At 64.7% G+C, this 26187-nt stretch carries 26 protein-coding genes; 13 read left to right on the top strand and 13 right to left on the bottom strand.

Annotated features, from left to right (window positions below):
- Positions 1-156: 156 nt before the first annotated feature.
- Positions 157-666 (bottom strand): GNAT family N-acetyltransferase, encoded by a 510-nt coding sequence (locus tag ACVILL_RS12330; RefSeq protein WP_016847248.1) that lies wholly within the window; start codon positions 664-666, stop codon positions 157-159.
- A gap of 359 nt (positions 667-1025) precedes the next feature.
- Here ACVILL_RS12330 and ACVILL_RS12325 point away from each other — a divergent pair, with 359 nt between their 5' ends.
- The 3 genes from ACVILL_RS12325 to ACVILL_RS12315 all read left to right on the top strand — a co-directional run bounded on the left by ACVILL_RS12325 (position 1026) and on the right by ACVILL_RS12315 (position 3353).
- Positions 1026-1493 carry a DUF2269 family protein gene (locus ACVILL_RS12325; RefSeq protein WP_456734251.1) on the top strand — a complete coding sequence of 156 codons (468 nt, stop codon included), beginning with the start codon at positions 1026-1028 and terminating at the stop codon, positions 1491-1493.
- Between the two features lie 64 nt (positions 1494-1557).
- Positions 1558-2886 carry an SDR family oxidoreductase gene (locus tag ACVILL_RS12320; RefSeq protein WP_456729288.1) on the top strand — a complete coding sequence of 443 codons (1329 nt, stop codon included), beginning with the start codon at positions 1558-1560 and terminating at the stop codon, positions 2884-2886.
- Between the two features lie 59 nt (positions 2887-2945).
- Positions 2946-3353, top strand: coding sequence for a thiol-disulfide oxidoreductase DCC family protein (locus tag ACVILL_RS12315; RefSeq protein WP_456729287.1), 408 nt, complete (start codon positions 2946-2948; stop codon positions 3351-3353).
- Between the two features lie 96 nt (positions 3354-3449).
- Here ACVILL_RS12315 and ACVILL_RS12310 read toward each other — a convergent pair whose 3' ends face one another.
- The 7 genes from ACVILL_RS12310 to ACVILL_RS12280 form a co-directional block, all read right to left on the bottom strand.
- Positions 3450-4697: a flavin monoamine oxidase family protein gene (locus tag ACVILL_RS12310; RefSeq protein ID WP_456729286.1), complete on the bottom strand. Its 1248-nt coding sequence runs from the start codon at positions 4695-4697 to the stop codon at positions 3450-3452.
- A gap of 216 nt (positions 4698-4913) precedes the next feature.
- Positions 4914-6740, bottom strand: coding sequence for a translational GTPase TypA (gene typA / locus ACVILL_RS12305; protein ID WP_456729285.1), 1827 nt, complete (start codon positions 6738-6740; stop codon positions 4914-4916).
- 289 nt (positions 6741-7029) lie between these two features.
- Positions 7030-7281 (bottom strand): hypothetical protein, encoded by a 252-nt coding sequence (locus ACVILL_RS12300; RefSeq protein ID WP_456729284.1) that lies wholly within the window; start codon positions 7279-7281, stop codon positions 7030-7032.
- A 276-nt stretch (positions 7282-7557) separates the two neighbouring features.
- Positions 7558-7839 (bottom strand): hypothetical protein, encoded by a 282-nt coding sequence (locus ACVILL_RS12295; RefSeq protein WP_456729283.1) that lies wholly within the window; start codon positions 7837-7839, stop codon positions 7558-7560.
- Positions 7836-9281, bottom strand: a complete 1446-nt coding sequence (locus ACVILL_RS12290; protein ID WP_456729282.1) for a radical SAM protein — start codon at positions 9279-9281, stop codon at positions 7836-7838. Before ACVILL_RS12290 ends, ACVILL_RS12295 begins: the two co-directional genes overlap by 4 nt.
- Positions 9262-9981, bottom strand: coding sequence for a prolipoprotein diacylglyceryl transferase (locus ACVILL_RS12285; RefSeq protein ID WP_456729281.1), 720 nt, complete (start codon positions 9979-9981; stop codon positions 9262-9264). Before ACVILL_RS12285 ends, ACVILL_RS12290 begins: the two co-directional genes overlap by 20 nt.
- 147 nt (positions 9982-10128) lie before the next feature.
- Positions 10129-10893 carry a Crp/Fnr family transcriptional regulator gene (locus ACVILL_RS12280; RefSeq protein ID WP_456729280.1) on the bottom strand — a complete coding sequence of 255 codons (765 nt, stop codon included), beginning with the start codon at positions 10891-10893 and terminating at the stop codon, positions 10129-10131.
- A 202-nt stretch (positions 10894-11095) separates the two neighbouring features.
- On the opposite strand from ACVILL_RS12280, the gene ACVILL_RS12275 reads away from it, so the two are divergent.
- Entirely contained in the window at positions 11096-11476 is a 381-nt protein-coding gene (locus ACVILL_RS12275; RefSeq protein WP_456729279.1) for a response regulator, read from the top strand.
- Positions 11477-11563: 87 nt separating this feature from the next.
- Positions 11564-12685, top strand: coding sequence for a hypothetical protein (locus ACVILL_RS12270; protein ID WP_456729278.1), 1122 nt, complete (start codon positions 11564-11566; stop codon positions 12683-12685).
- A gap of 33 nt (positions 12686-12718) precedes the next feature.
- On the opposite strand, the gene ACVILL_RS12265 is transcribed toward ACVILL_RS12270, so the two are convergent.
- The 3 genes from ACVILL_RS12265 to ACVILL_RS12255 form a co-directional block, all read right to left on the bottom strand.
- Complete coding sequence (locus ACVILL_RS12265; protein WP_456729277.1) at positions 12719-13729, bottom strand: N-acetylmuramoyl-L-alanine amidase; 1011 nt, start codon at positions 13727-13729, stop codon at positions 12719-12721.
- A 150-nt stretch (positions 13730-13879) separates the two neighbouring features.
- Complete coding sequence (locus ACVILL_RS12260; RefSeq protein ID WP_456729276.1) at positions 13880-15442, bottom strand: alkaline phosphatase D family protein; 1563 nt, start codon at positions 15440-15442, stop codon at positions 13880-13882.
- Positions 15443-15852: 410 nt separating this feature from the next.
- Complete coding sequence (locus tag ACVILL_RS12255; protein WP_456729275.1) at positions 15853-17256, bottom strand: TAXI family TRAP transporter solute-binding subunit; 1404 nt, start codon at positions 17254-17256, stop codon at positions 15853-15855.
- A gap of 224 nt (positions 17257-17480) precedes the next feature.
- Here ACVILL_RS12255 and ACVILL_RS12250 point away from each other — a divergent pair, with 224 nt between their 5' ends.
- Both ACVILL_RS12250 and ACVILL_RS12245 read left to right on the top strand, forming a co-directional pair.
- The gene (locus ACVILL_RS12250; RefSeq protein ID WP_163159859.1) at positions 17481-17786 is read left to right on the top strand and encodes a 4a-hydroxytetrahydrobiopterin dehydratase; all 306 of its coding nucleotides are present in this window, start codon (positions 17481-17483) and stop codon (positions 17784-17786) included.
- Positions 17787-17877: 91 nt separating this feature from the next.
- Positions 17878-18255 (top strand): YkvA family protein, encoded by a 378-nt coding sequence (locus ACVILL_RS12245; protein WP_456729274.1) that lies wholly within the window; start codon positions 17878-17880, stop codon positions 18253-18255.
- A gap of 115 nt (positions 18256-18370) precedes the next feature.
- On the opposite strand, the gene ACVILL_RS12240 is transcribed toward ACVILL_RS12245, so the two are convergent.
- Positions 18371-19351 (bottom strand): NADPH:quinone oxidoreductase family protein, encoded by a 981-nt coding sequence (locus ACVILL_RS12240; RefSeq protein ID WP_456729273.1) that lies wholly within the window; start codon positions 19349-19351, stop codon positions 18371-18373.
- Positions 19352-19456: 105 nt separating this feature from the next.
- On the opposite strand from ACVILL_RS12240, the gene ACVILL_RS12235 reads away from it, so the two are divergent.
- The 6 genes from ACVILL_RS12235 to argG all read left to right on the top strand — a co-directional run bounded on the left by ACVILL_RS12235 (position 19457) and on the right by argG (position 25524).
- The gene (locus ACVILL_RS12235; protein WP_456729272.1) at positions 19457-20296 is read left to right on the top strand and encodes an SDR family oxidoreductase; all 840 of its coding nucleotides are present in this window, start codon (positions 19457-19459) and stop codon (positions 20294-20296) included.
- A gap of 162 nt (positions 20297-20458) precedes the next feature.
- Entirely contained in the window at positions 20459-21049 is a 591-nt protein-coding gene (locus tag ACVILL_RS12230) for an invasion associated locus B family protein (RefSeq protein ID WP_456729271.1), read from the top strand.
- A gap of 182 nt (positions 21050-21231) precedes the next feature.
- On the top strand, positions 21232-22446 hold the full coding sequence (gene rlmN, locus ACVILL_RS12225) for a 23S rRNA (adenine(2503)-C(2))-methyltransferase RlmN (protein ID WP_456729270.1): 1215 nt from the start codon (positions 21232-21234) through the stop codon (positions 22444-22446).
- Between the two features lie 155 nt (positions 22447-22601).
- Positions 22602-23087, top strand: a complete 486-nt coding sequence (locus ACVILL_RS12220) for a hypothetical protein (RefSeq protein ID WP_456729269.1) — start codon at positions 22602-22604, stop codon at positions 23085-23087.
- Between the two features lie 237 nt (positions 23088-23324).
- Complete coding sequence (locus ACVILL_RS12215) at positions 23325-24107, top strand: phosphatase PAP2 family protein (RefSeq protein WP_456729268.1); 783 nt, start codon at positions 23325-23327, stop codon at positions 24105-24107.
- Between the two features lie 79 nt (positions 24108-24186).
- Entirely contained in the window at positions 24187-25524 is a 1338-nt protein-coding gene (argG, locus tag ACVILL_RS12210; protein WP_456729267.1) for an argininosuccinate synthase, read from the top strand.
- A gap of 67 nt (positions 25525-25591) precedes the next feature.
- Here the strand turns inward: argG and ACVILL_RS12205 are convergent, their stop codons facing one another.
- Entirely contained in the window at positions 25592-26179 is a 588-nt protein-coding gene (locus tag ACVILL_RS12205; RefSeq protein ID WP_456729266.1) for a TetR/AcrR family transcriptional regulator, read from the bottom strand.
- Between the last annotated feature and the right edge of the window lie 8 nt (positions 26180-26187).

Below are 26187 nucleotides of genomic sequence, written 5' to 3'. Positions count from 1 at the left end.
TGCTCCGCGTGGCCTCTGGAAGTTGAGAACGATGTGATTTTTTGGTTGGCGCCGCCGGGCCGCGAAACGGCTCCCGGCCTTGAGGCCGGGCTGGCCGACGCGTGCAGCGCTGGAGGCTGGTTTAGCCTTGCTGCAGCTGCGAGAGAAGCAGGATTTTCAGTTGGCCCAGGCGAAAGCGACCTTGTCGAGCGACTTGGGGCCGAACCGCTCCGAGGAACGCGCCACCATCCGACCGCCCAGCGCACGGTAAAACTCGGTCGCCGGCTCGTTGTCGGAGAGTGCCCAGATCACCATGCTCTTGAGGCCGCTCTGCATCAGGTCGCGGCGAGCCGAGGCGAACAGGCGCCGGCCGAAGCCAAGCCCCTGGAATTCCGGCCGCAGATAGAGCTCGTAGATCTCGCCTTCGAAATGCAGGCTGCGGGCGCGGTTGCGACCGTAATTGGCGTAGCCTGCGATCCGGTCGCCGAACACCAGCACGCTGACGCGGCTGCCCTTGCGGATCGCGCTGTCCCACCACTGCGGGCCGCGGCGATTGATCAGCTTTTCGAGTTCGGCGCCGGGGATGATTCCCTGATACGCCGAGCGCCAGGCTTCGTCATGGGTAGACGCCACCGCAGCCGCATCTGCAGCTTTGGCCGGCCGGACCTCGATTAGCGTTGTGCTCATGCAGGCAATCAAAGCAAGTCGGAGGGCCGCCTTCAAGGTCCATCGTTAATTATCGGTTAACCTGTGGGCTTTTTGCATCAGTGTCATGAAAACTTGTACCGAAAGAGGACACTCGGCGGGCTCAAGCGACCAATTGCCGATTCCGGCCTGTGCAAAGCGTGAATCGCGCGCGCAGTATGACACCGCCGTCGTTTGGAAAAGCTCATTCTGGGCTGATTCGCCGCCAGGATTCTGTGAGTGATCCAGACGCGATGTGGGGGTACTCCGAGTGCGCCGCAGTGGATTTTCGCGCGTACCCGGCCTATGGCAGCGGCGGTATCCGTGCGCGCCGAACCCGGCCTGATTCCGAGCGGACTGCGATGACGCTCTACTTCCTGATCAAATATCTGCATGTGCTCGGCGCGATCGTGATCCTCGGCACCGGGACCGGCATCGCCTTCTTCATGCTGGCGGCGCATCGCACGCAAAGCGCGTCTTTCATCGCGCGCACGGCGGCGATCGTCGTGGTCGCGGACATGATCTTCACGCTGAGCGCCGTGCTGCTGCAGCCGGTGAGCGGCGGCCTGCTGATGATGCTGTCGTCGACGGCCATCACCGAGCGCTGGCTGCTGGTGTCGCTGGCGCTCTACGCGTTGGCCGGCGCGTTCTGGGTTCCCGTCGTCTTCATGCAGATGGAGATGCGCGACCTCGCGCAGGCGGCCGCCGAAAAAGGTCTGCCGCTGCCGCCGCGTTACTCCGCGCTGTTTCGCCGCTGGTTCCTGTTCGGGATTCCCGGCTTCGGCTCGGTCATGATCATCCTCTGGCTGATGATCGCGAAACCATTTTGAAGCATGATCCCGGAAAAGTGTGCAGCGGTTTTCCGAACAGGATCATGCTCAAACAAAGACTTCCATGAGTGACGATGCATCACACAATATCCTCGTGCTCGGCGCGTCGGGCCTGATCGGGCGGTACGTTACCGATGATCTGAGGGCGCGCGGCTTTCACGTGATCGGGATCGCGCGGCATTTCACACCTGCGCAGAAGATGAGCGCGGCCGATCTCGAGCTGCCCGTGATGTCGATGGATGCCGCTGACCTGACGCAGTTGCTCCGCACCCATGAGATCGACATCGTCGTGAACTGCCTCGGCGTGCTGCAGGACGGACCGGGCAGCGACACGCGCGCGGTGCATCGCGACTTCGTGGCGCGACTGCTGGAAGCGATCGGCGACAGCCATCGCGCCATCCGTCTCGTGCATATTTCGATTCCCGGCGCAGCCAGTGAAGATCGCACGGCCTTCAGCACCACCAAGCGCGAGGCTGAACGGCTGATCGCCGAGTCAGGCATCGCCTACGCGATCCTGCGACCCGGTTTTGTGATCGCGCCATCGGCTTATGGCGGCAGCGCCATGCTGCGTGCGCTGGCGGCGCTGCCGGTGGATTTGCCGGCCGACGAGGCGGCAACGCCGTTCCAACCGGTCGCGGTCGAGGATATCGCCGCGACCATCGCCTGGCTCGCGGCGCGCGATGTTGCCGATGATGCGGTGCGCTCGGTGACATGGGACCTGATGCAGCCGCAGCCGGTCTCGCTCGGCGGCGTCATCGCCCAGTTCCGCTGGTCATTCGGCACGGCGAAACATTTTCGCATCGCATCGCCGTCGTTCCTGGTCGATCTCGGCGCCCGCCTCGGCGATCTCGCTAGCCGTCTCGGCTGGATGCCGCCGCTGCGCTCCAATGCGATCGCCGAGCTGCGCCGCGGCGTCACCGGCGATCCCTCGGCCTGGATGCAAGCGACCGGCATCGTGCCGAAAACGATCGCGCAAGCGGTCGGCGGGCGTCCCGCGACGATCCAGGACAAATGGTTCGCGCGGCTGTTCCTGATCAAGGCGCTGATCTTCGCAAGCCTCGTGCTGTTCTGGGCCGCCTCCGGCTTCATCGCGCTGGTCATCTCCTATGATGCCGCAGCCGGTATCCTGAGCACGCACCATTTCCCGCCCGCGCTGGTCGGGCCGGTGACGGCGCTGACCAGCCTGATGGACATGAGCATCGGCGTGCTGATCGCGATCCGCCGCACCGCGGCGTTCGGGCTTGTCGCAGGCATCATCGCCTCGCTCGGCTACATGGCGGGATCGGCGATCCTGACGCCCGATCTCTGGATCGAGCCGCTCGGCGCGCTGGTGAAGACCGGACCCGCGATCGTGCTGATGCTGGTCGCGCTGCTGACGCTGGATAACCGGTAGCGTTTCCAAGCGAAGCGCGAACCGGCTCGCGTGAAGAAAACGCCTCGAAGGAAATCAAGATGACAGTCTGGCCCGACGATCACGTGATCCTCTACGATGGCGTCTGCGTCTTCTGCTCGCGCTGGGTTCGCTTCGTCATCGCCCGCGACACGGCGCGCTGCTTCCGCTTCACGCCGATCCAGTCCGACTACGGCACGCGGCTGGCAAGGACTTTCGGCATCGACCCCAATGATCCCGACACCAACGCCGTCACCCATGCCGGCACGATCCACATGAAGTCGGACGCGGCAATCACAGTGCTGACCCATCTCCCCGGCTGGGAATGGACCCGCTGGCTGTTCAGGGTGCCGAAGCCGCTGCGCGACGCCGTCTACAGCCTCATCGCCCGCAACCGCTACAAGATCTTCGGCAAGTACGAGACGTGTTTCGTGCCCGACGCCGACATGCGGGCGAGGGTGCTGGAGTAGTTTCTGCCGTCATTGCGAGGAGCGAGCGACGAAGCAATCCATCTTTCCGCTTGTGGCGGCATGGATTGCTTCGCTTCGCTCGCAATGACGATCTGACTACTTGCGCGCCAATGCCGTCACCACTTCCTTCGCCGCCCGCTCCCCCGAATCCCGCGCCCCATGCGCGGTCGAGAAGAAATGCGGTGACGTCGCTTCGCCCGCGAAGAACAGCCGGCCGTCGACCGGCGCGGCCAGCACGGCGCGCTTGTCGGCGTGGCCGGGCAGCGCGTGCGAGTAGGAGCCGCGGGCGAACGGGTCGTGGGCCCAGCGGGATTCGCTGAGCGGCTTCAGCTTGCGGCGGAAATCATTGCCGAGGAAGGAGACGATCTCGTCGATGCTGTGGGCTGCGATGGCGCCGTCGCCGGCATCTTCGAGCGCTTGCGCAAAACGTCCGCCGAAAAAGCCCTCGATGCAGGGCTGGCCGAACGGGCGGATGTGGTAGGTACCCATCTCGGTGCGCATGGTGGCGCCGCGCAGATTGCCTTCCTTCGGCAGCGCGTCGGGTTCGGCGAGCGCCAGCGTCACCTTGTCGGCGAGGCCGAGCGGCAGGCCGCGCGCGGCATCGAGCTTGTCCGGCAGCGCAGGCGAAAAGCGGATCGCCTCATCGGCGATCAGATTGGTCGGCACGGTGACGATCACCTTGTCCGCCTCGAGCAGGCCGCGCGAGGTCTCGAGACGTACGCGCTTGCCGGAATGATCGATCAGCCGGACCTCGCAGTTCAGCGCGACCGGCACCTGCGCGCCATAGGCCGCGATCAGCGCACCATAGCCGCGCCGCACCCGCCAATTGACCTCGGTGTCCTCATAGGCATCGGCATCGAGGATCGAGACCTGATCGAGCTCGCAGCCGTTCACATAGGTCGAGATCGCATCGATCATCGGGTTCCAGCGGTTGCCGGGCTCGAGGTACAGGTTGGCCGGGTAGTCCTTGTCATGCTCCGCGGCCTTTTCGATGCGATCGTAGAATTCGTCGAGCGCAACCGTGAACTCGTCGCGGTCGGTCTGCGGGAACGCCTCGCCGTAGGCACGCTCGCGCCACGGCGGCAGGTCCTTGTTGAGTTCGAAACCAAGCTGCCGGGCGATGCCGACAAAGCTGTTCTGGTCGGCCGAATGCAGCCAGCCGCAGCCGACGTCGAACACCACGTCGGGCGCGGCCTGGATCGTATGCGCGCGGCCGCCGAGGCGGTCGCGGGCTTCCAGCACGATGGTGGAAAGGCCGGAGCCCTTCAGCGCATGCGCGGCGCCGAGGCCGGCGGCGCCGGCACCGATGATGGCAACATCGACCGTGGAAGGAAAGGAACTCATGTCCCGGCTCTAGCACGTCTGGAGAGACGTCTAAAGGCACCGCGCGCATAACTGTCATCACCCGCGAATGCGAATGCGGGTGATCCAGTATTCCAGAGAGGGCTGTGATTGAGCCGATAGGCCGCGGCGTACTGGATACCCCGGAAGGTCTTGTCATCGGGCGGCGCGTCGCGCCACCCGTCGCCGGGGTATGACAGATGAGGCTTACGCTACCGCTTACGCTACGGCCTCTTTGGCTTTTTCCGCGCGCTTGCGCTCGTTCGGATCGAGGTGCTTCTTGCGCAGCCGGATCGACTTCGGCGTCACCTCGACGAGCTCGTCGTCCTCGATATAGGCGAGCGCCTTTTCCAGGGTCATCCGGATCGGCGGCGTCAGGCGCACCGCTTCGTCCTTCGAGGTGGTGCGGATGTTGGTGAGCTGCTTGCCCTTCAGCACGTTGATCTCGAGGTCGTTGTCGCGGGTGTGCTCGCCGACGATCATGCCCTTGTAGACCTTCCAGCCCGGCTCGATCATCATCGGGCCGCGGTCCTCCAGCTTGAACATCGCGTACGCCACCGCTTCGCCCTGGTCGTTTGAGATCAGGACGCCGTTGCGGCGGCCCTGGATCTCGCCCTTGTAGGCGGCATAGCCGTGGAAGATGCGGTTCATGATCGCGGTGCCGCGGGTGTCGGTGAGCAGTTCGCCCTGGTAGCCGATCAGGCCGCGGGTCGGCGCGTAGAACACCAGCCGCAGGCGGTTGCCGCCGGAGGGCCGCATCTCGATCATCTCGGCCTTGCGCTCGCTCATCTTCTGCACGACGACGCCGGAATGCTCCTCGTCGACGTCGATCACGACCTCCTCGATCGGCTCCTGCCAGCCGCCGGTCGCCTCGTCCTTCTGCAGCACGACGCGCGGACGCGACACCGAGAGCTCGAAGCCCTCGCGGCGCATGGTCTCGATCAGGATCGCGAGCTGCAATTCGCCGCGGCCCGAGACTTCCATCGAATCCTTGTCGGCGGCCTCGACGACGCGCAGCGCGACATTGCCCTCGGCCTCGCGCATCAGGCGATCGCGGATCATGCGCGAGGTCACCTTGTCGCCTTCGGTGCCGGCGAGCGGCGAGTTGTTGACGATGAACGACATCGACACCGTCGGCGGATCGATCGGCTGCGCCGGCAGCGGCGTCTCGACGGAGGGATCGCAGAAGGTGTCGGCGACGGTGCCCTTGGTGAGGCCCGCGATCGCGACGATGTCGCCGGCCTCGGCCTCGTCGAGCGGCGTGCGCTCGATGCCGCGGAAAGCGAGGATCTTGGTCAGGCGGCCGCTCTCGATCAGCTTGCCGTCGGCGCCGAGCACCTTGACCTGCTGGTTCGGCTTGATCGAGCCGGAGGAGATGCGGCCGGTGATGATGCGGCCGAGATAGGGGTTGGCTTCCAGGATGGTGCCGATCATGCGGAACGGCCCTTCCTCGACCTTCGGCGGCTCGACATGGCGCACGATCAGGTCGAACAGCGGCTGCATGCCGAGGTCCTTCGGACCTTCCGGGCTGTCGGCCATCCAGCCCTGCTTGGCTGATCCATACAAAATCGGGAAGTCGAGCTGTTCCTCGCTGGCATCGAGCGCCGCGAACAGGTCGAACACCTCGTTGATGACTTCGGTCGGGCGCGCGTCGGGGCGGTCGACCTTGTTGATCACGACGATCGGCTTCAGGCCGATCTTGAGCGCCTTCGACACCACGAACTTGGTCTGCGGCAGCGGGCCTTCGGCGGCGTCGACCAGCACCAACGCGCCATCCACCATGTTGAGGATGCGCTCGACCTCGCCGCCGAAATCGGCGTGGCCGGGGGTGTCGACGATGTTGACGCGGATATCCTTCCACTGCACCGAGGCGGCCTTGGCCAGGATGGTGATGCCGCGCTCGCGCTCCAGGTCATTGGAGTCCATGGCGCGCTCGGTCACCTTCTGGTTCTCGCGGAAGGTGCCGGATTGTTGCAGCAGGCGGTCGACGAGGGTGGTCTTGCCGTGGTCGACGTGGGCGATGATGGCGACGTTACGAAGGTTCATGGCTCTTCTTCTGGTCGTGCAAAGGGTCTGAGCGCGATCTCGCCGGATCATCCGGCCGGTCGCTCGCTCTCGCGGCCCGCGAGGGCCCGGATCACGCTCTCTTACCCAAGAAATTTGACGGGGACGCTTCGCCCCAAAAAGGAAGCCCGGTCGTCAGGACCGGGCACCTTAGCGCGTTGCGGCGCAATATAGTCAGAAATCGCCAAAAAACAATGGTTTATTGGCCATTTGAGGCCCTGTTTTTGCTCGAAAACCGGGATTTTGACGGGGTTTCCCGGGCTCGTCCGTCCTATTTCCGCGTGATGGCGAACACGATCAGCCCGAGGCCGCCAAGCGCCACCAGCATGACGACCATGGTGATGGGGTCGCCGCCGGCACCGGCGCCCATCTTGGCGTTGATGAAGGCGCACAGAACGCCCGGGATCAGCAGGATCACCCCCACGACCAGCATGAGGGCGGTCAGGCAGCCGCTGCGCTGTGACGGGACCTGCCATGATGGGTCCGGCGGCGGGTTCGGCGGGGTCTGGTCGAAATTGCTCATCGGAGCGCCTAACGTCGAGGTTTGCGGCCGGCGGTAAGAATCATCACAACCCCAATCGCGCTCACCACAAAGGCTGGCAATAATCTGCTGTCGAAGCCTCGGTAGCTTGCAGTGAGCATGGCACAAAGTCCGGGCAGCAGCAGAACGACGCCGAAACTCACCAGGAACACGGCCAGGCAACCACGTCCCTGCTCGGGTGGCTGAGGCTGCGGGGCGGGAGGCCAAATCTGCGGACCCGGTTCTGCGGGGGTCTTGCCTGACTCGCTCATGAATTTGCTAGCGTCCAGGCCCCTTGATCGCGGCACGGATCAGGATCACGCCGCCGACGCCGACGAACAGGCCGAGCAGGACCAGCGCGGCGAACGCGCCGTCGAAACGGGTCTCGCTGAGCATGGTGACGCCGAAGATCAGCGCGCAGAGGCCCGGCAGCAGCAGGATGATCCCGAAGATCACCATGAACGCCGTGGCGCAGCCGTGCCGCCGTGGCGGTGGAGGAAGCGGCGGGGTGGCTGCGGGCGGTGGCGATGGCTGCAGGGTCGGTGGGCTGGTCTCGCTCATCGCGGCACCTCCTCGCGCTGCCGTGCCTCGCGGTAGGTCTGCCCGGCCAGCGCGGCGCGGATGCCGTCGATCCTGCCGTCGCGGTAGAACAGATTGTAGGTGTCGAACGGGATGATCGCGCCGCTCTCGGTGACGAAGTGGATGCAGCTTCGCTTGACGTTGCCGACGCAGAAATTGAACCGATCGAGAAACTGCACGATGGTGACGCGGAACACGTTCGCGTAGGTCAGACCCTCAGGCACCTCGAAGCTCGGCAGGCAGCACAGCAGTTCGCAGACGCGCTCGCTCGTGTTCAGCGGCCCCGACGACAGCGAGAACAGATCGACGAACTTTTCCCGCAGCACCGGATATTTCTCCGGGCTGATCGTGTTGGGCATCACGGCGACGAGCTGCTCCTGCGGGATCAGCGAGGTCAGCGGCAGCACCTTGTCGCCGTTGCGCAGCCCGTAGCCGATCGAGATGCTCTCGGGATTGCAGGGCAGCGGGATCATGTCCTTGTCGCCGAACACCCCGGTCTCGATCACGCGCTGGCGGATCTCCGACAGCATGATGCGGTCGGTGTCCTTGTTGAAATCCTCATTGCGGCCGGCGTCCTGCACCGGCTGCAGCGTGACGCCGCGGACGCATGTCCAGGCCAGCGCGTGGCGGACGATGTCGCCGATCTCGGCATCGTTGACGCCGCGCTTGATGGTGGCGACGAGTGTCGTCGATATGCCGTGGCGCTCGAGATTCTCCAGCGCCTGCTGCCGGATTTTTCGCAAATCCGCGCCGCGCAGATTGACCAGCGCCTCGCGCTGCAGCGAATCGAATTGCAGGTAGACCTCCAGCCCGCGCCGGTTCTCGGCGAGTTTTGCGACGAAGTCGGGCTCGCGCGCGATCCTGAGGCCGTTGGTGTTGATCATGACATGGCGGATCGGGCGGGCGCGCACCGCATCCAGGATCGCGAAGAAGTCCGGATGCAGCGTCGGCTCGCCGCCGGAGATCTGCACCAGGTCCGGCTCGCCCTCGCTCGCCACCAGCGCATCCAGCATCTTCTCGATCTTCGCCAGCGGCGTGAAACTGGTGCGCGTCGGCGAGGAATCCGCAAAGCACACCGGGCACGTCAGGTTGCAGTGCTCGGTGATCTCGATCAGCGCCAGGCATGAGTGCTGCTCGTGGTCCGGGCACAGCCCGCAATCATAGGGGCAGCCGAACTCGGTGTGGCGCTGGAAGGCGAGCGGCCGGTCGCCGGGCTTGATGAAATCCTTGCACAGCCGCCAATAGGCCGAATCGGTCGAGACCAGCGTCGACTGCACGCCGTGCTGCTTGCAGCGCTTCTCGTACCAGACCTCGTTGCCTGATATCTGGATCTTGGTCGGCACCAATGTCAGGCAGGTTTCGCAGAGCGATTGGGTCTGGCCCCAGAAGATGTAGGGACGGGCCTTACGCAGCGGCGCGTTCATGCTTCACACTCACATTTGGCGCCGTCGCCAGCATGACGGCGGCGTAAATCATGACAAACAGCGACAGCAGGTGGAACAGCGAGAACGGGCCGATCAGCGCGCCATAGGGTTTTACAAATTCCCAGACGAAGCGCTGCAGCCCGTAATAGAACAGGACGAGGTAGAATCCATTGGTGATCACGGCGGCATTGCGGTTCAACACCGCCCAGACGTAGAAGACGGCGAACGCCGCCATCGCAAGGCTCTCATAGAGCTGCACCGGATGGCGCAGGATGCCGTCGCCGAAATCATGGCTCCAGGGCAGCGTGGTCGGCGTGCCATAGGTGAAATCCTCGAGGCCTGCGAAATAGCAGCCGAGCCGGCCGACCGCGACGCCGATCGCGAGCGGCAGCGCGAACCGCGCACCCGTCCGCAGCGAAATGCCGTGCAGCCATTTGTAGAGCTCGATCGCCACGATGCCGCCGGCCAGCGCGCCCTCGACCGAGCGGGCGATGCCGGGCATGCCCGAGAACCACAGGTTCAGCGTGCCGAAGATGTACGCGCCGATGCCGGCGCCGAATACCAGTGCGGCGACATAGGACAGCTCGAAGGATTGCCGGGGGAATTGCAGCCCGGGTATCCGCGACAGCCACCACATCGCGATGGCGGCCGCGCACCATGCTGCAACGTCGAAAACGGCGTGAAGTTCAGCCCCACTCATAGGGCGAGTGTAGCGTGATTTTCGCTGTCCGCGATAGTCGCGATGCTCTTTCCGCTTGCGCCGTCATGGCCGGGACAAGCCCGGGCAAGACGAGCTACAAAGACCGCTCCAAATCCGTGGTGCGAGGCGTCCGCTCCATGCCGCCGTCTAATTCGCCGGGTTGTCCTCGCTGGGATACACCCCACGCAGCACTTCCTCGAAATGATCCTTGACCGCGTCGTTGCACAGGCAGGAGCGCAGCCGCAGCTTGTCCGGGTCGCGGATCACGATCGCGCCGCGCCGCGTCTCTAGCACGCCCTCCGCCTTGAAGTTCTGGATCACCCGGCTGGTGTAGCTGCGGCCGACGCCGAGCAAGGTCGAAAGCTGCTCATGCGTGAGCGGCACCACGCCGTTGCCGTTGGTACGCTCCATCGCCGAGATGATCCATTTCGCGGCGCGCTGTTCGATCGAGTGGATCGCGTTGCAGGCGGTCGACTGGAAGATCTGCGCCAGCATGCAGTCGGCGTAGCGCGCGAAGATGTTGCGCACCGAGATCGACTTCAGCTTGGCGGCGTCGAGCTTGCTGATCGGCAGCCGCACGAACGGGCCGCCGAACTTGACGGTGATGCGGGTGTAGGCCGGTAAAAATCCCTGGCTGACGATGCCGCCGACCGCACCCTCGCGGCCGACCAGGATGGTCTCGACGTCGCGGCCGTCCTCGTTGGGCACCATGTAGGACGCAAGGCTCGGTCCGCAGGGGAAATGCACGATCTGCACGTCGTCGCCGGGATTGTAGAGCAGGTCGCCGGCGTCAGCCTCGACCAGCGCAAGATACGGCGCGATTAGTTCGTAGTCGGCGGCATTGAGCCGGCGCACGAGATTGTTGAAAGGCCGGTCATTCGCCCCGGCCAACTCGGTCCGTTTGGCAATCATTGGAGAATCCTGCAAACTCAACGCGGACGATAATCAAAGAGTTCCCGGAATTATGTTCACTAGTGAACAGACGCAGCCGCTCGCGATGTGATCGGTTTCACTTCGGGAACAGCCGGCGTGCTCTCAGGCGCCGGTCGCGGGCCATCCGGCCGGACTGATCCGGTCTCTCATCCATGCTCTAGGAAACGGAATCTGGCACGCCATGGAATGCGCCCCCAATGCCAATGCCGCCACGCCCGGTGACGTCCTCGTCGTCGAGGACGATCCGATCATCTCGCTCTATTTCGAGGACACCATCCTCGGCTTCGGCGCCCGCACGGTGCGCACCGCTGCGAACGTCGCGCGCGCACTCGAACTGATCGCGGAACGCGCGCCGGATTTCGCGTTGCTCGACGTCGGTCTCGTCAGGGGCGAGAAGACGTTCGCGATCGCCGAGCGGCTGGACACGCTGAAAGTGCCGTTCGCGTTCGTCACCGGTTACGGTGCGGATATCAGGCTGCCGGATTCGCTTGCCGGCAAGCCGCGGCTGAGCAAGCCGTGTTCGAGCGAGGCGCTCGAAGCCGCGCTGCGAAGGCGACAGTGACGGATTGCAGGGCTTCGGCCTCGCCGCCGGCGCGTTCGTCGTCTACGATCCAGCGTGTAGGATTCGGTGACGAATCGGGAGCCCGTCATGGCGAACAGGACATCTGCCGCTGCGCCCGCAGCGGTGCTCTCCCTCGGGCTGCTCCTTGCGCCGGGTGCAATGCATCCGATCGCCGGTTTCGTGTCGCCGGCGATCGCCGAGCCAGCCGCGCTCACGAGCGCTCAATCGGCCGCGCTCGAGAGCTACGACAATGCCCTGAAGAATTTCGAGGCGATCCTGCGCCAGCGCCGCGCGCAGATCGATTCCAATCAGCCGCTGCCCAATCTGCCGGGGCAGGCGCTCTATCTGGCCCGCGTCGAGATGATGAGCGCTTACAAGGATCTCACCGACGCGCTTCCGTCCAGGATTGGACGGCCCGGCCGCTCCGGAATCCCTCCGGCCTATTTCGACGCCGCCAATGAGCCGCTGCTCGATGAGTACCGGGCGCTCTTCGACATCATGGAGGCGCCGCCCGCCACCGCGCAGCGATCCGATACCCCGTTCAAGGACGTCGTCGATCTGGCGACGGCGATTGCTCGCGCCAAGGGTCTCGATGCCGCGGATGCCGCAGTCGCGGGTCGTATCAGCCTCGGCCTTTTCTTCGCCGAGACGAACGGCAAGCAGAATGCGGGCAATGCGCGGTCGAACACCTACAAAGGGAGCCTGCAGACCGGCCCGTCAGAGGATCGCAACGGTCGAAGCAAGTGGGCCGCCATCAAGGGATCGAGCGCGGCCGTCGATCCTGCACTGAACCGTCGCGACGACAAGGAAGAGGCGCGAGCCGGCAGCCTCGATCACAGGTTCAATCACTGGACCGCGGTGCGGGACGGTCTCATGAACGCACATGCCGAACTCTTCCCGGCGGTCCCGGCGATCCAGAGAGCGCTGCCGGATCCGATCGATCAGATGAAGGTCTTCGAACTGATCCAGATCATCCCGACGCCGACCAGGGCGGCACTGAAGTCGGGGAATCTCACGGGCTACAGAATCTCCGACCCCAGGATCATGCGAGACCTGCGCAACAACAGCGTCTTTGCGTTCGGCCGCGCCGACCGGGCGAGAACATCCGCGACCTTCCGCGAGATCCTCGACGCGATGTGGCTGTTCAATGCCAAGTTCGAGCAGGCGCTTGCCAAATTCAAGGAGATCAAGGCGGGCAAGCCGGGCTGAAATCGGCAGGGGAATCGGCTTCGCCGAGCACGATCAGGGCGGACCGACCACGGCCCATCGCGGCTCGCAGAATTCCTTCACGGCGGCCGCGACGCCGCCGGCGATGACGTTCTGCCGCTCGGGCGAGTCCATCTTGAGCTCTTCGTCCCGGTTGATGATCGAGCCCGCCTCCAGCAGGACGGCGGGCATCGCGGTCTTTCTCAGCACGATCAGCTCGTCATAGCTGTAGACGCCGGTCTCCTTGTTGAGCAGCGGGTGCTGGTAGCGACCCATGACGGGCAGGCTGTATTGCTCGGCATAGCGCAGCCCCTGGGTCTTCATTTCGCCGGCGAGCAGCTCGGCGAAGCGGAGGCTCGTCTTGAATTCCGGATTCTCCCGGGAGACGAACACGGAGTAGCCGCTGAAGCGGTCGCTGAAGTGGCTTTTCTTGCCCTCGAATTCCCAATCCTCGAGCATCTTGTTGGGCACGGAGTCATGGTGGATCGACAGCAAGAGATCCGCGTGCAGATTGTTGGCCGCGGCGACCCGCTTGAACAGGCTGGGTCGCGCCTTGCCTTCGGTCAGAAGCAGCCTGGTTTCGGCGAAGCCATCGGACTTCAACTTCTCCTCGATCTGCCTGGCGAGGCGCAGGTTGAAGACGAACTCGGCGACGTTGCGGGCGCTCATCGCGCCTTCCGATTCAGCGGTGTGTCCGACGTCCAGCACGATCCGGAATGTCGAGGGATCGCATTTGGATCCGCTCGGCTTGAGAGCGGACGATGGCAGGACGGCCGGCCCAAGCGCGGCAAGCCGTGTGGGGTGGGGTTTTGGCTGTGCGCGATGCCTTGCCAATCTGGCGTGCCTTGTCGACTGCCTTGTCGACTTCGCGCGCTTTGGCGATTTGACTTGCTTGGACGAGCTCTTGAAGAAATCCGGCAGCCAGCCGGCATCGCTGACCTCGATCGGCAGCAGCGCGAACACTGCGATCGCGACGACAACCAGGCGACGAGGCCGAAACCTCGCGACGATACCACCGAGCACGCGAATGAATTCGCAGCGCCTCATGCTCCGCCCCTCCGGGCCCCCAGCATAACGGCTCTTATCTCGATACCGGAAGAGGCAGGTCGCGTCTATCCCCCGTCAAACGCGACCCCCTTGCCTTGAGGCAAGAGCGTCGGTCAAGGGGAGTGCGGTTCCGCCGTAGCCGCGGTCCGACTAGACCGGCTTCGGGTCGAGCGTGATCGCCCACAGCTCGGCGTCGACGCGATCGCGCAGGCTGACGGTCATCTGGCCGCTCTTGCCGTCTATCTTGACGTGGCCGAAGAACTGCATGCCGGCCGACGGCGGCAGGTTCTGGTTGGCTTCGCCCGGCGCCTTGACGAACTTCACCTCGGGACCAAACGTGTTGTCGAGCTCGTTCGGGCCGAACGTACCGGCATGCAGCGGGCCGGAGACGAATTCCCAGAACGGATCGAATTCCTGGAACTGGGCCTTGTTCGGGTCGTAGTAGTGCGCCGCCGCATAGTGCACGTCGGCGGTCAGCCACACGGTGTTGACGATATCCGAGGTCTTGATGAAGCGCAGGATGTCGGCGATCTCGAGCTCGCGGCCGCGCGCCGGGCCGCCGCCCTGCGCGAACGCTTCCGAGCCCTTCTTGTTGGCGGCATCGTCGTAGACGATCAACGACAGCGGCATGTCGGAGGCGATCACCTTCCAGGTGGCGCGCGAGTTGAGCAGCGCGCGCTTCAGCCAGGCCATCTGGTCCGGTCCGATGAAATAGGCGTCGGGGCCATATTTTTCTTGTAGGTTCGGGCCGTTCGGGCCGCGATAGCTGCGCTCGTCGAGCATGAAGACGTCGAGATGCGGGCCGTAGCTCAGCGTGCGGTAGACCCGGCCCGGTTCGACGATGCTCTCGCGCATCGGATACATCTCGTGGAAGGCTTTTGCCGCGCGCGCGGCGAGCACGTTGATGTCGCGCTCCTTGTAGGAAGCCGGCAGCTGCTTCGACAGCGACCAGTTGTTGGTCACCTCGTGGTCGTCCCACTGCACGAAGATCGGCACCTCGGCATTGAAGTCGCGCAGATTGCCGTCGAGAAAATTGTATTTGTGCGCGGCGCGGTATTCGTCGAGCGTCTCGGCCACCTTGGCCTTCTCCGGGATCGTGATGTTCTTCCAGATCTTGCCGTCGGGCTGCTTCTGCTCGGCGGTGATGACGCCGTCGGCATAGATGGTGTCGCCGGAATGCAGGAAGAAGTCCGGGGCGTGCTTCTTCATCGCCGAGAAGGTGATCATGCCGCCGTCGTCCGGGTTGATGCCCCAGCCCTGGCCGGCCACGTCGCCGCCCCACACGAAGGAGACGTCGCGGCGGTCGCTCGGCGCGGTGCGGAAGCGGCCGACCACGGGCTCGCCGACGATGTCGACATGGGCGAGGTCGCGGAAGCGGACGCGATAGAAGATGTCCTGGCCCGACGGCAGGTTCTCCAGCAGCATTTTTGCGGTGAAGTCGCTCTCCGGCAGCGCCGTGATCGGCGGCAGCGTGCGGGCGTCCTTGAACGATTCCGTGGTCGCGACCTCGACCATCATCTGCGACGGCCGGTCCGCACGCGCCCACACGACGCCGCCGTCAACGCCGACATCGCCGGACTGCACGCCATGGGTGATCACGGGGCGATCGGCCGCGCGCGACAGATAGGGCATCGCGATCACGCCGGCGCCGGTTGCAGCCGCGGTCGAAAGAAAGCGCCGGCGGGTGAGGTTTCGCGAGAACCGGATCGTCATGGGGAGCCTCCTCAGGTCACAGCGACAATGCGCCGCACGCCCGTCAAGACCTAGAAAAATTCCATGACGGAGAGATTACAGGCGGGAGGAAGCGTCAGAAGCGACGGTTCGTAAGGTGAGCACGCATGTAAGGCTCCCTCCCCCTTGTGGGGGAGGGCGGGGAGAGGGGTGAGCCCCGGGCGCTGACGTCAGTGATGAAATGGCGCTCGCTCAATCGCACCGTTGGTCTCGTAACCAACTATCGACGGAGCAAGTGGCACCCCTCTCCCTAACCCTCCCCCGCAAGGGGGGAGGGAACCATACCGCCGGTGACTTCCTCACGAGTCTTCGGCGGACAAGCGGAGAAACAGAGGAGGTCGCTCCGCAAGCGGGAGGCGAAGGAGATTGCGGAGAACTGTTAGAAGCCGCCGCTACGCCGTGCCCGCAGCCCTGAACTGGCTTGCAGTCCGCTGCAGATTCTGCGGCATGCTGATCAGAAGCGCCTTGCGGTCGGCGACGGCGTTGTGGAACTGCTCGAGCGCGATGTTGAACGCGGTCAGCGTGCCTTCCTCGATGGCGCCGTGCTCGAAGCAGTCGAGCGTGTGGCGCAGGATGTCGTCGGCCTCCGCCTGCATCTGGTCGAGCTCATCGGCCGAATCGCTTTGCCGCGCAGCCCTCAGCATGTTCAGCAGGCGATCGCGCTGCGAGGAGTTGGTGTTGCGCTCATCCTGCTTGAGATAGCCGGCAAACCACGCACCGGCGGAGCCCATCGCCGAGAACGCCATCAGGCTCCACCAGATGTAATCGCTGTAGCGGTCGAGGAAGGTCTTTTCCTCGCCGTCGACGAAGGCGGCCGCGCCGGGATGCACGGGGATGGTGGCGTCCTTGTCGGTGTCGGGCGTCTCGATCTTGGCGGCGAGCGGGAAATCGTTCTTGAGCGACTGCCGGATCGCAAACAATTGCCGCGTGAAGGCCGCGACCGTCGAGTCCGACAGGCCCTTTCGCGCGACGACGTGGTGCGAGAAGCTGATCGTCTTCACCTCGTCGTCGGGCCGATCGGCCGAGCCGAGCGAGCCGGCGGGGATTTCCGCGGCCTCATAGGCCGGATGGTTCTGCGCGATTGCTTCCGAGGCGTCGATCGGCAGGAAGGTGGGCTCGCCGCCGTCCTTGACCGACGCCGTGATGGCATCGATCGTGATCTTGCTGTTGGCCGGACCGACGGCGAGGTAGGCGTCGGCCTTCAGGTTCTTGATCGCGTCCGCCGCCTCATTGGCCGGGAACTGAACGATGTCGACCTTCATCGGGTCGACGCCGTATTGCGTCAGGATCAGCTTCAGCAGATTGACGTTGGCCGGCGTGCGGCCGACGACGCCGATTTTGTGGCCGGCAAGCTGCGCGATCTTGGTGATCCGGGCAGATTTCCGAACCTTGCCCTTTGCAGGCGGAACCCACATCACCACGACATTCTTGCGCAGGGTCGCGACAGCCTGCGCATTCTTCGGCACATCGAGGTCGCCGCGGATGATGGCGAGATCGGCCTTGCCGTCGGCCAGCGTCTGCGCACTGGCGGTGGCCCCGTCGGTCTGCACCGGGCGGAGCTTGACCTGGGTTTGCTGCTGGTTGTTGAAGGCCTGCGCCAGTGCCTGCACGACCTTGAGGTCATCGCTGTTCGCGGGACCGACCGCGATCCGCAGCGTCACAGGGCGCACCGCGAAATAGTAGCCGGCGGCCATCGCGCCGATGATGGCGAGTGCGCCCGCGATCAAAACGAATATCAGCCGCCGCTGTGCCGAACGCAGCGGCTTGGGCGATATGCTGGCGGAGCCGTCTGTCATCGGCCTTGGATCATCGATCTCGCAAACAACCGTCTGGGCTCAATTTCGCAAACTACCAACGCGCTTACATCCTCCATTTCTAGCAAATTACTGAACGGACAGATGTTACATCTCCGTCATGGTTACCAGCGGCGATAAGACGCTATTTCGGCCTTAATTTCGGCAAGGATCCGACCCGGAGGCCGGTTGTTAGGCTAAAGTCGGTATTAGACGGGAGGGTTACCATGGTCGAAAAGCTGTCAGCGGAAGCAAGGAAGGCCGCGCTTTGGGAACTGGCCGGCTGGTCGGAGCTCGCCGGACGCGAGGCGATTGCAAAGACCTTCGTGTTCAAGGACTTCAACGAGGCTTTCGGCTTCATGGCGCGCGCCGCTTTGGTCGCCGAGAAGAGCGACCATCACCCCGAGTGGAAGAACGTCTACAAGACGGTCGAGGTCGTGCTGGCGACCCACGATGTCGGCGGGGTGACCAAACGCGATATCGATCTCGCCAAGGCCATGAACGCGATCGCAAGGCAGCTCGGGGTGAATTGAGCCGGCCGCCAGCAACCTTGCGCGGGTTGGCCGACATCCCCAGATTCGCTTCGTCCGCCGCCGAACTGTCGCGGCGTCGAGGAACCTTGCGATGGCAACGAGCGAATACGGTATGGGATTTGGGCCTGCCGAGCGGCTGGCACAGGACCCGGAAAGCGTACGCCGCCGTTTCTGGATCAAGTTCAAGAAGGTGGTCGGGCGGCTGCCGTTCGCCGAGGACCTGCTGGCCGCATTTTACTGCGCGTTCGACCGGCAGACGCCGCGCCATGTGCAGGCCGCGCTGCTTGGCGCGATCGCCTATTTCATCCTTCCGTTCGACTTCATCCCTGACATGCTGCCGGTGCTCGGCTTCACCGACGATGCCGCGGTGCTCGCAACCGCGATCCGCATGGTGGCAAGCCACATCACGCCGGGCCATCGCGAAGCCGCGCGCGCCGCGCTGAAGCGCGGGGTGGCGGAAGAGGAGTGAGCGGCTGAGGCGTAGCCCGGATGGAGCGAAGCGCAATCCGGGACTACTTTTGCCGTGGACGGTCTGTCCCGGATTTCGCTTCGCTCCATCCGGGCTACGTAGCTACCACCTGTCTTCAGCTTCCCGGATGCAGGATCACCTTGCCCATCGCCTTGCGGCCGGCGAGCACCTTCAGGGCCTCTGATGTCTGCGACAGCGGGAAGGTGCGGTCGACATGCGATGAGATCTTGCCTTCCGCGGTCCACTGCACGAGCTTCTCGAGGTTCTTGCGGTTCTTCTCCGGATTCTGCCGTGCCCACGCGCCCCAGAACACGCCGCGGATATCGCAGCCCTTGAGCAGCGCGAGGTTGAGCGGGATCTTCGGAATGTCGCCGGCGGCAAAGCCGATCACGAGGAAGCGGCCTTCCCATGCGGTCGAGCGCAACGCGGCCTCGGCATAGGCGCCGCCGACCGGATCGAACACGATGTCGGCGCCCTTGCCGTCGGTCAGCTTGCGCAGCCCTTCCTTGAGATCTTCCTTGGCGTAGTTCAGCGTCAGCTCGGCGCCGTGCTGCTTGGCGAAGGCGAGCTTCTCGTCTGACGATGCGCAGGCGATCACCTTGAGGCCCATCAGCCTGCCGAGCTCGCACGCCGCAAGGCCGGTGCCGCCGGCGGCGCCCAGCACCGCCAGCGTCTCGCCCGGCTTCGGGCTCGCACGATCTTCCAGCGCATGCAGCGCGGTGCCGTAGATGATGATGATGCCGGCGGCGCGGTCGTAATCGAGATTGTCGGGAATCTTCACGATCGAATTCGCCGGCAGCGCGATCTTGTCGCGCGCACCGTTGTGGCCGCACGACGCGACGACGCGATCGCCGACCTTGAGATCGGTGACGCCGGTGCCGACGCTTTCGATCACGCCGGCGACTTCGGCGGCCGGCGAGAACGGGAACGGCGGCTTGATCTGGTACTTGCCCTGGATCATCAGGATGTCGAAGAAGTTCAGCGCCGCCGCCTTGATCGCGATCACGGCTTCGCCGGGACCCGCCACCGGATCGGGCACGTCAGCCAGCACGAGATCGTCGGGCTGACAGTATTGCGAGCAGAGGATGGCTTTCATGGACACACCTGAGTTTCGGACGCAGAAAGAGCTGCAAGATCTTGCACTACAAGCTTCATGCCGGATTTGCGGCGGAGCGACAATACAAAGCGGAGGGATCAAACTATGTTTGAAAAAGGCCTGCTAGCGAAAAAGCGCATCCTGATCACCGGCGGCGGCTCCGGCCTCGGCGCTGCGATGGGCCGCCGCTTCGCCGAGCTCGGTGCCGAACTGATCATCTGCGGGCGGCGCGAGGGGCTGCTGGAGGAAATCGCCGCGAAATTCCGCAGCGAGCTCGGTGCCAAGGTCACGACCGCACGCTGCGATATCCGCGATGGCGCCGCGGTCGAGGCGATGATGGACGAAGTCTGGCAGAACGCGCCGCTCGACGTTCTCGTCAACAATGCTGCCGCAACCTTTATTGCGCAGAGCGAACATTTGTCATTCCGTGCGGCGGACGCGATTCTCGCGCCGACGCTGCATGGCACGATGTACTGCACGCTCGCCGCCGGCCGCCGCTGGATCGACGGCAAGCACAAGGGCGTGGTGCTCTCGATACTGTCGACCTCGACCATCACCGGCCGCGCCTTCACCGTGCCGTCCTCGATGGCCAAGACCGCGGTGCTCGCGATGACCAAGAGCCTTGCCGTCGAATGGGGCCCGAAGGGTATCCGCACCGTGGCGATCGCGCCCGGCGCGTTTCCGACGCCGGGTGCGACCGGACAGTTGCGACCCGAAGCGCGCGGCGAGACCTGGTCGCATCGCAATCCGCTCGGCCGCGCCGGCGAGCATTCGGAGCTTGCCAATCTCGCGACCTTCCTGATCTCGGATCAGGCCGGATACATCAACGGCGAAATGGTGGTGCAGGACGGCGGCTCGCATCTGCGCAGTTCCGGGGCCGAGGACCTGCTGCAATGGACCGATGCGCAGTGGGAGAGCCAGCGCGCGGCGCGCGCCAAGAGCTGATCTGGAGCTGAAACGTACGATGCGACAACGCGCGTGTGGGCAGCACGCGCGTCCAAGGCTGACTGCCTTCCCAAAAAAGCGTTTCCCGGTTATCCATCCGAGCCGGCGGAGGGGAATCGCCGGGCCATCTTCCAGTCACAATGATGGGGGAACCAGTTGGCCGTGCGGCAAATTCTGACATCACTGGGTGCTTGTGTCCTGTGCGGGTTCATCTCCCTTGCACCGGTGCAGGCTGCGCCCAAGAAAGATACGAAGGACGCGGCCAAGCCGGCGCCTTCGGCCGCTGCGGCTGCGGCCGGCGGCGCGGAGCCGACGCTGATCGGGCAATTCGGGACCTGGGGCGCGTATACCGCGTCGCCCAACGGCAAGAAGGTGTGCTTTGCGCTCGCAAAGCCCTCATCGTCGAAGACCATCCCGCCGAACCGGCCGCGCGATCCGGCCTATGCCTTCATCTCCACCCGTCCGGCGGAGAAGGTCGTCAACGAAGTCTCCGTCATGATCGGCTACACCGTGAAGCCGGGCTCGGAATCGACGCTTCAGGTGGGCGGCGGGACCTATGCGATGTATACGCAGGGCGATGGCCTCTGGATCAAGAATGCGGCCGAGGAGGAGCGGATGGTGGAAGCCATGCGCAAATCGGCCGAACTGACGGTCAAGGCCGTCTCGGCCAAGGGTACCGAGACCGTCGACAGCTTCTCGCTGAAGGGCCTGGCGCAGGCGCTCGACCGGCTGGGGCAGGACTGCCGGCGCTAGAGCATGATCCGGAAAAGTGGAAACCGGTTTTCCGAAAAGATCATGCTCAAACAAAGAGATGAGATCGTGATGCGTTTCCGTGGAAACGCATTACGATCTAGAGCGTAAAGCCGGCTGACTGACGTAAAATAGAGGTATTTGGTGGCTTTCCAGCACCGGCTGGAAGGCCTATTTGAGGTTTCATGACCGACACCCACACCGCCAACGCTGTGGCCGGCGCCAACACGCTGGTCGAAAAGGTTCCGCTCGAGACCTATGTGCCGCCGGCCAAGCCGTCGCTGATCGGGCTGTCGCGCGCCGAGATCGCCGATCGGCTGGGCGAGATCGGGGTGCAGGCCGGCCAGCGCAAGATGCGCACCCAGCAGCTCTGGAACTGGATGTATTTCCGCGGCGCCAAGAGCTTTGCCGAGATGACCAACGTCTCGAAGGACATGCGCGCCGAGCTCGAGCAGCATTTTACCGTCGACCGTCCCGAGGTGGTCGCCGAGCAGATATCCAATGACGGCACGCGCAAATGGCTGTTGCGGCTGCCGAGCGGCGACAAGGTCGAGCGGCCGCACGAGGTCGAGTGCGTCTACATCCCCGAGACCGATCGCGGCACGCTGTGCGTTTCCTCGCAGGTCGGCTGCACCCTGAACTGCGCGTTCTGCCACACCGGCACGCAGCGGCTGGTGCGCAACCTGACCGCCGGCGAGATCGTCGGCCAGGTGATGGTGGCGCGCGACCGGCTGAACGACTGGGCCGACCGCGAGGACGGCACGCGCCGCGTCACCAACATCGTGATGATGGGGATGGGCGAGCCGCTCTACAATTTCGACGCGGTGCGCGATGCGCTGTTGATCGTCGCCGACAATGAGGGCATCGGCATTTCCCGCCGCCGCATCACGCTGTCGACCTCGGGCGTGGTGCCGAACATCCAGCGCACCGGTGACGAGATCGGCGTGATGCTCGCGATCTCGCTGCATGCGGTGCGCGACGAGCTGCGCAACGAGCTGGTGCCGCTGAACCGCAAATATCCGATCAAGGAGCTGCTGCAGGCCTGCCGCGACTATCCTGGCGCATCGAATGCGCGGCGCATCACCTTCGAATATGTGATGCTCAAGGGCGTCAACGATTCGCTCGATGACGCCAAGCTGCTGGTGAAGCTACTCAAGGGCATTCCGGCCAAGATCAACCTGATCCCGTTCAATCCGTGGCCGGGCACCGCCTACGAGTGCTCGGACTGGGAGCAGATCGAGAAATTCTCCGAATACATCTTCAACGCCGGCTATTCCTCGCCGGTGCGCACGCCGCGCGGCCGCGACATCCTCGCTGCCTGCGGCCAGCTCAAGTCGGAGACCGAAAAGCTCTCGGCCCGCGAGCGCCAGGCGCTGCGCGCGATGGCGATGACGGATTGAGGGTGCCGTCCTCGATGCCGCTCGTCATTGCGAGGAGGCACCCGGTCCGGCCTCTGGCCGGCCGGATGACAGGCTCAGCGACGAAGCAATCCATGTCTCGGCAAGCTGAGACATGGATTGCTTCGCTCCGCTCGCAATGACGGGGAGCCTGTAAAATGGCCCTGATCGGCCGCCTGTTCGTCGTCGCCTTCGGCTTCCTGATGGCCTGCTTCGTTGCGGGGATCATCGTGGTCGTCGCGGTGCTGTATCCCGAGATCTCTGATTTCGGCGGGCAGATCGACCAGAGCGCGGTCAACGTCGTGCTCGGTTTCGGCTTCATCTTCATCTCGGGCTTTGCGCTATTGCCCGCGCTGATCGTGGTGCTGATCACTGAAGCGTTCTTCATCCGGAGCGTGCTGGCCTATGCCGTCGGCGGCGCGATCGTCGGCGCGGCCTGCTATCTCGGCCTGATTCCGTTCGATCCCGACATGATGCAGTTCCACGGTATCGTGCGCCGGCATCTGGAGATCATGACCGGTGCCGGCATCGTCGCCGGGCTGGTCTACTGGCTGATCGCCGGCCGCAGCGCCGGCGCCTGGCGCGAGCCGCGGCGCCCGTTGCCGCCGCCCCCGCCACTGCCGTCGCAATCCCCGCGGCCGTGATGCCGGATTTCACATCCTCTTCTGGAGGGGGAGGATCGGGTCGCATGGAGCGCAGCGCAATGCGAACCGAGGTGGGGTGATCCCTCCACTCGGGCAGTTGCGAAAGCGGAGAGACCTTCACCCCACCCCGTCTCACATTTCGCTACGCTCAATGTGATCCGACCCTCCCCCTCCAGGGGAGGGTAAGCGACGTCCGCGTGCTTCCCATGCCCCGCTGCCTCGGCTAAACCGCGCGCCATGAACCGGACCGGACTTTTCATCGCGCTGGCGCTGGCGCTCATCGTCGGCATCCTGTTCGGGATCTATCCCGAGCTCGACCTGAAGCTGGCAGCCTTGTTCTACGACGCCGCGGAAAAAGCCTTCCCGGTGAAGCTCGACGCGGTGGCGCAGTTCGCGCGCGATGCGGCGATGTGGATCGCCTGGGCGCTGGTGCTGCCGGCGATCGTGACCATCGTCTGGAAATTCGTCCGGCCGAATCGGCCGATGCTGATGTCCGGCCGCGCCGCGGTGTTCCTGCTCACCACGATGCTGCTCTCGGCCGGCGTACTCACCAACTTCACCTTCAAGAATTATTGGGGCCGGCCGCGGCCGGTGTTCGTGACGCAGTTCGGCGGCGACCTGCAATTCATGCCGTGGTGGGACCCGCGCGGCGGCTGCCCGCGCAACTGCTCGTTCTTCTCCGGCGAGGGCGCCACCGCGTTCTGGACCTACGCGCCGGCGGCGCTGACGCCGCCCGCCTGGCGGCCGCTGGCCTTTGCCGGGGCGACCGTGTTCGGCATCGTCACCAGCGGGCTGAGAATGGCCTTTGGCGGGCACTTCTTTACCGACGTCGCGATCGCGGGCCTGGTCTCCTTCTTCACCGTCTGGCTGTTCTATGCGCTGATCTACCGCTGGGCCGCGACCCGGCTGACGGACGCCCAGGTCGACGCCGCGCTGACGCGGCTTGCGATGCCCGGCTACCGGTGGATGCAGCGCTGGCGCCGGGGCGGCCGGGCAGAGCCGAGCCGGCCCGAAGCCTGATTAAAGGCGTGCCCCGCCTTCGGAAATTTGATATTCGGCCTCGTCAAACCTCATCCATTTCGACCGATTGGACCGTCCCATGAGTACGATTCTGAAAAGCCTGCCCACCGGCGAGAAAGTCGGCATTGCGTTCTCGGGTGGGCTCGACACCTCAGCGGCGCTGCTCTGGATGAAGCTGAAGGGCGCCAAGGTGTTCGCCTACACCGCCAATCTCGGCCAGCCCGACGAAGCCGACTACGACGCGATCCCGCGCAAGGCGATGGACTTCGGCGCCGAGAAGGCCCGCCTGGTCGATTGCCGCACTCAGTTGGTCCATGAGGGCATCGCCGCGATCCAGTCCGGCGCGTTCCATATCTCGACCGGCGGCATCACCTATTTCAACACCACGCCGCTCGGCCGCGCGGTGACCGGCACGATGCTGGTCGCGGCGATGCAGGAGGACGGTGTCAACATCTGGGGCGACGGCTCGACCTTCAAGGGCAACGACATCGAGCGCTTCTACCGCTACGGCCTGCTGACCAATCCGAGCCTGCGGATCTACAAGCCCTGGCTCGACCAGCAGTTCATCGACGAGCTCGGTGGCCGCGCCGAAATGTCGGCCTTCATGACCGCGCAGGGCTTCGCCTACAAGATGAGCGCGGAAAAGGCCTATTCGACCGACAGCAATCTGCTCGGCGCGACGCATGAGGCGAAGGATCTCGAGAGCCTTGCGAGCGGCATCACCATCGTCAACCCGATCATGGGCGTGCCGTTCTGGCGCGCCGATTGCGACGTCAAGGCCGAGAAGGTCGTGGTGCGGTTCGAGGAGGGCCAGCCGGTCGCGCTGAACGGCAAGACGTTCGCCGATCCGGTCGCGCTGTTCCTCGAAGCCAACGTGATCGGCGGCCGCCACGGCCTCGGCATGAGCGACCAGATCGAAAACCGCATCATCGAGGCCAAGAGCCGCGGCATCTACGAGGCGCCCGGCATGGCGCTGCTGCACATCGCCTATGAGCGTCTGGTCACCGGCATCCACAATGAGGATACGATCGAACAGTATCGCATCAGCGGTATGCGGCTCGGCCGGCTGCTGTACCAGGGCCGCTGGTTCGATTCGCAGGCCTTGATGCTGCGCGAGACCGCGCAGCGCTGGGTGGCGCGCGCCGTCACCGGCGAGGTGACGCTCGAGCTGCGCCGCGGCAACGACTACTCGATATCAAACACCGAGAGCCCGAACCTGACCTATGCGCCGGAGCGGCTCAGCATGGAGAAGGTCGAGGACGCCGCCTTCACGCCGGCCGACCGCATCGGCCAGCTGACGATGCGCAACCTCGACATCGCCGACACCCGCGCCAAGCTCGGCCTCTACAACAAGACCGGCCTGATCTCGAGCGGCGAAGGCACCCAGATCTTCCAGCTCGAGAACGACAAGGATTGAGGCGGGCGCTGCCACACACTCGACGTCGTCCCGGCGGAGGCCGGACGACGCGTGGAGAGATGTTGGCCTACTTCACCCTGAGCGCATCCAGCAGCGAGCGGAACGCGCGCGCGTAGTCCGTGCCGGTCTTGCCGATGTCGGGACCCGCGGACACCGCGACTGCGGCCTCCGTCACCGCGCCGAGCAGCAGCCGCGCTAAGGGCTCGATCGGCTGCTTGGCGATCGCGCCGGCGTCCATCGCAGCCGCCAGCGCGCGGGGAAACTTGCCGCCGAAATGCTTGGCGTCGATCTCGCGCCAGCGCTCCCAGCCGAGCACGGCGGGGCCGTCGCGCAGGATGATCTGGCCGGTCGGGCCTTTCGAGCAGGCCGCGAAATAGCCCTGCGTTCCCGCCGCCATCGCCGCGAGCGGATCGTTCTCGGCGCGCGAGATGCGGTCGAGATCGGCGACGAGGTCGATCGACACCTGCTCGAACACCGCCTCGAACACCGCCTCCTTGGTCGCGAAGTGATGATAGACCGCGCCCTTGGCGACACGCGCGCCTGCGGCGATGTCGTCCATCGTCGCGGCCGCAAAGCCGCGCTCGCCAAAGATGCGCCGCGCCGCCTTGACGATTGAAGCCCTGGTTTTCTCGCGCCGTTCGGCCTGGGTTGCCATCACGCATC

This window comes from Bradyrhizobium sp. USDA 3364 (assembly GCF_054056355.1).
Note: the sequence above shows the minus strand (reverse complement) of the source record. Positions and strands in the feature narration are given on the sequence as shown.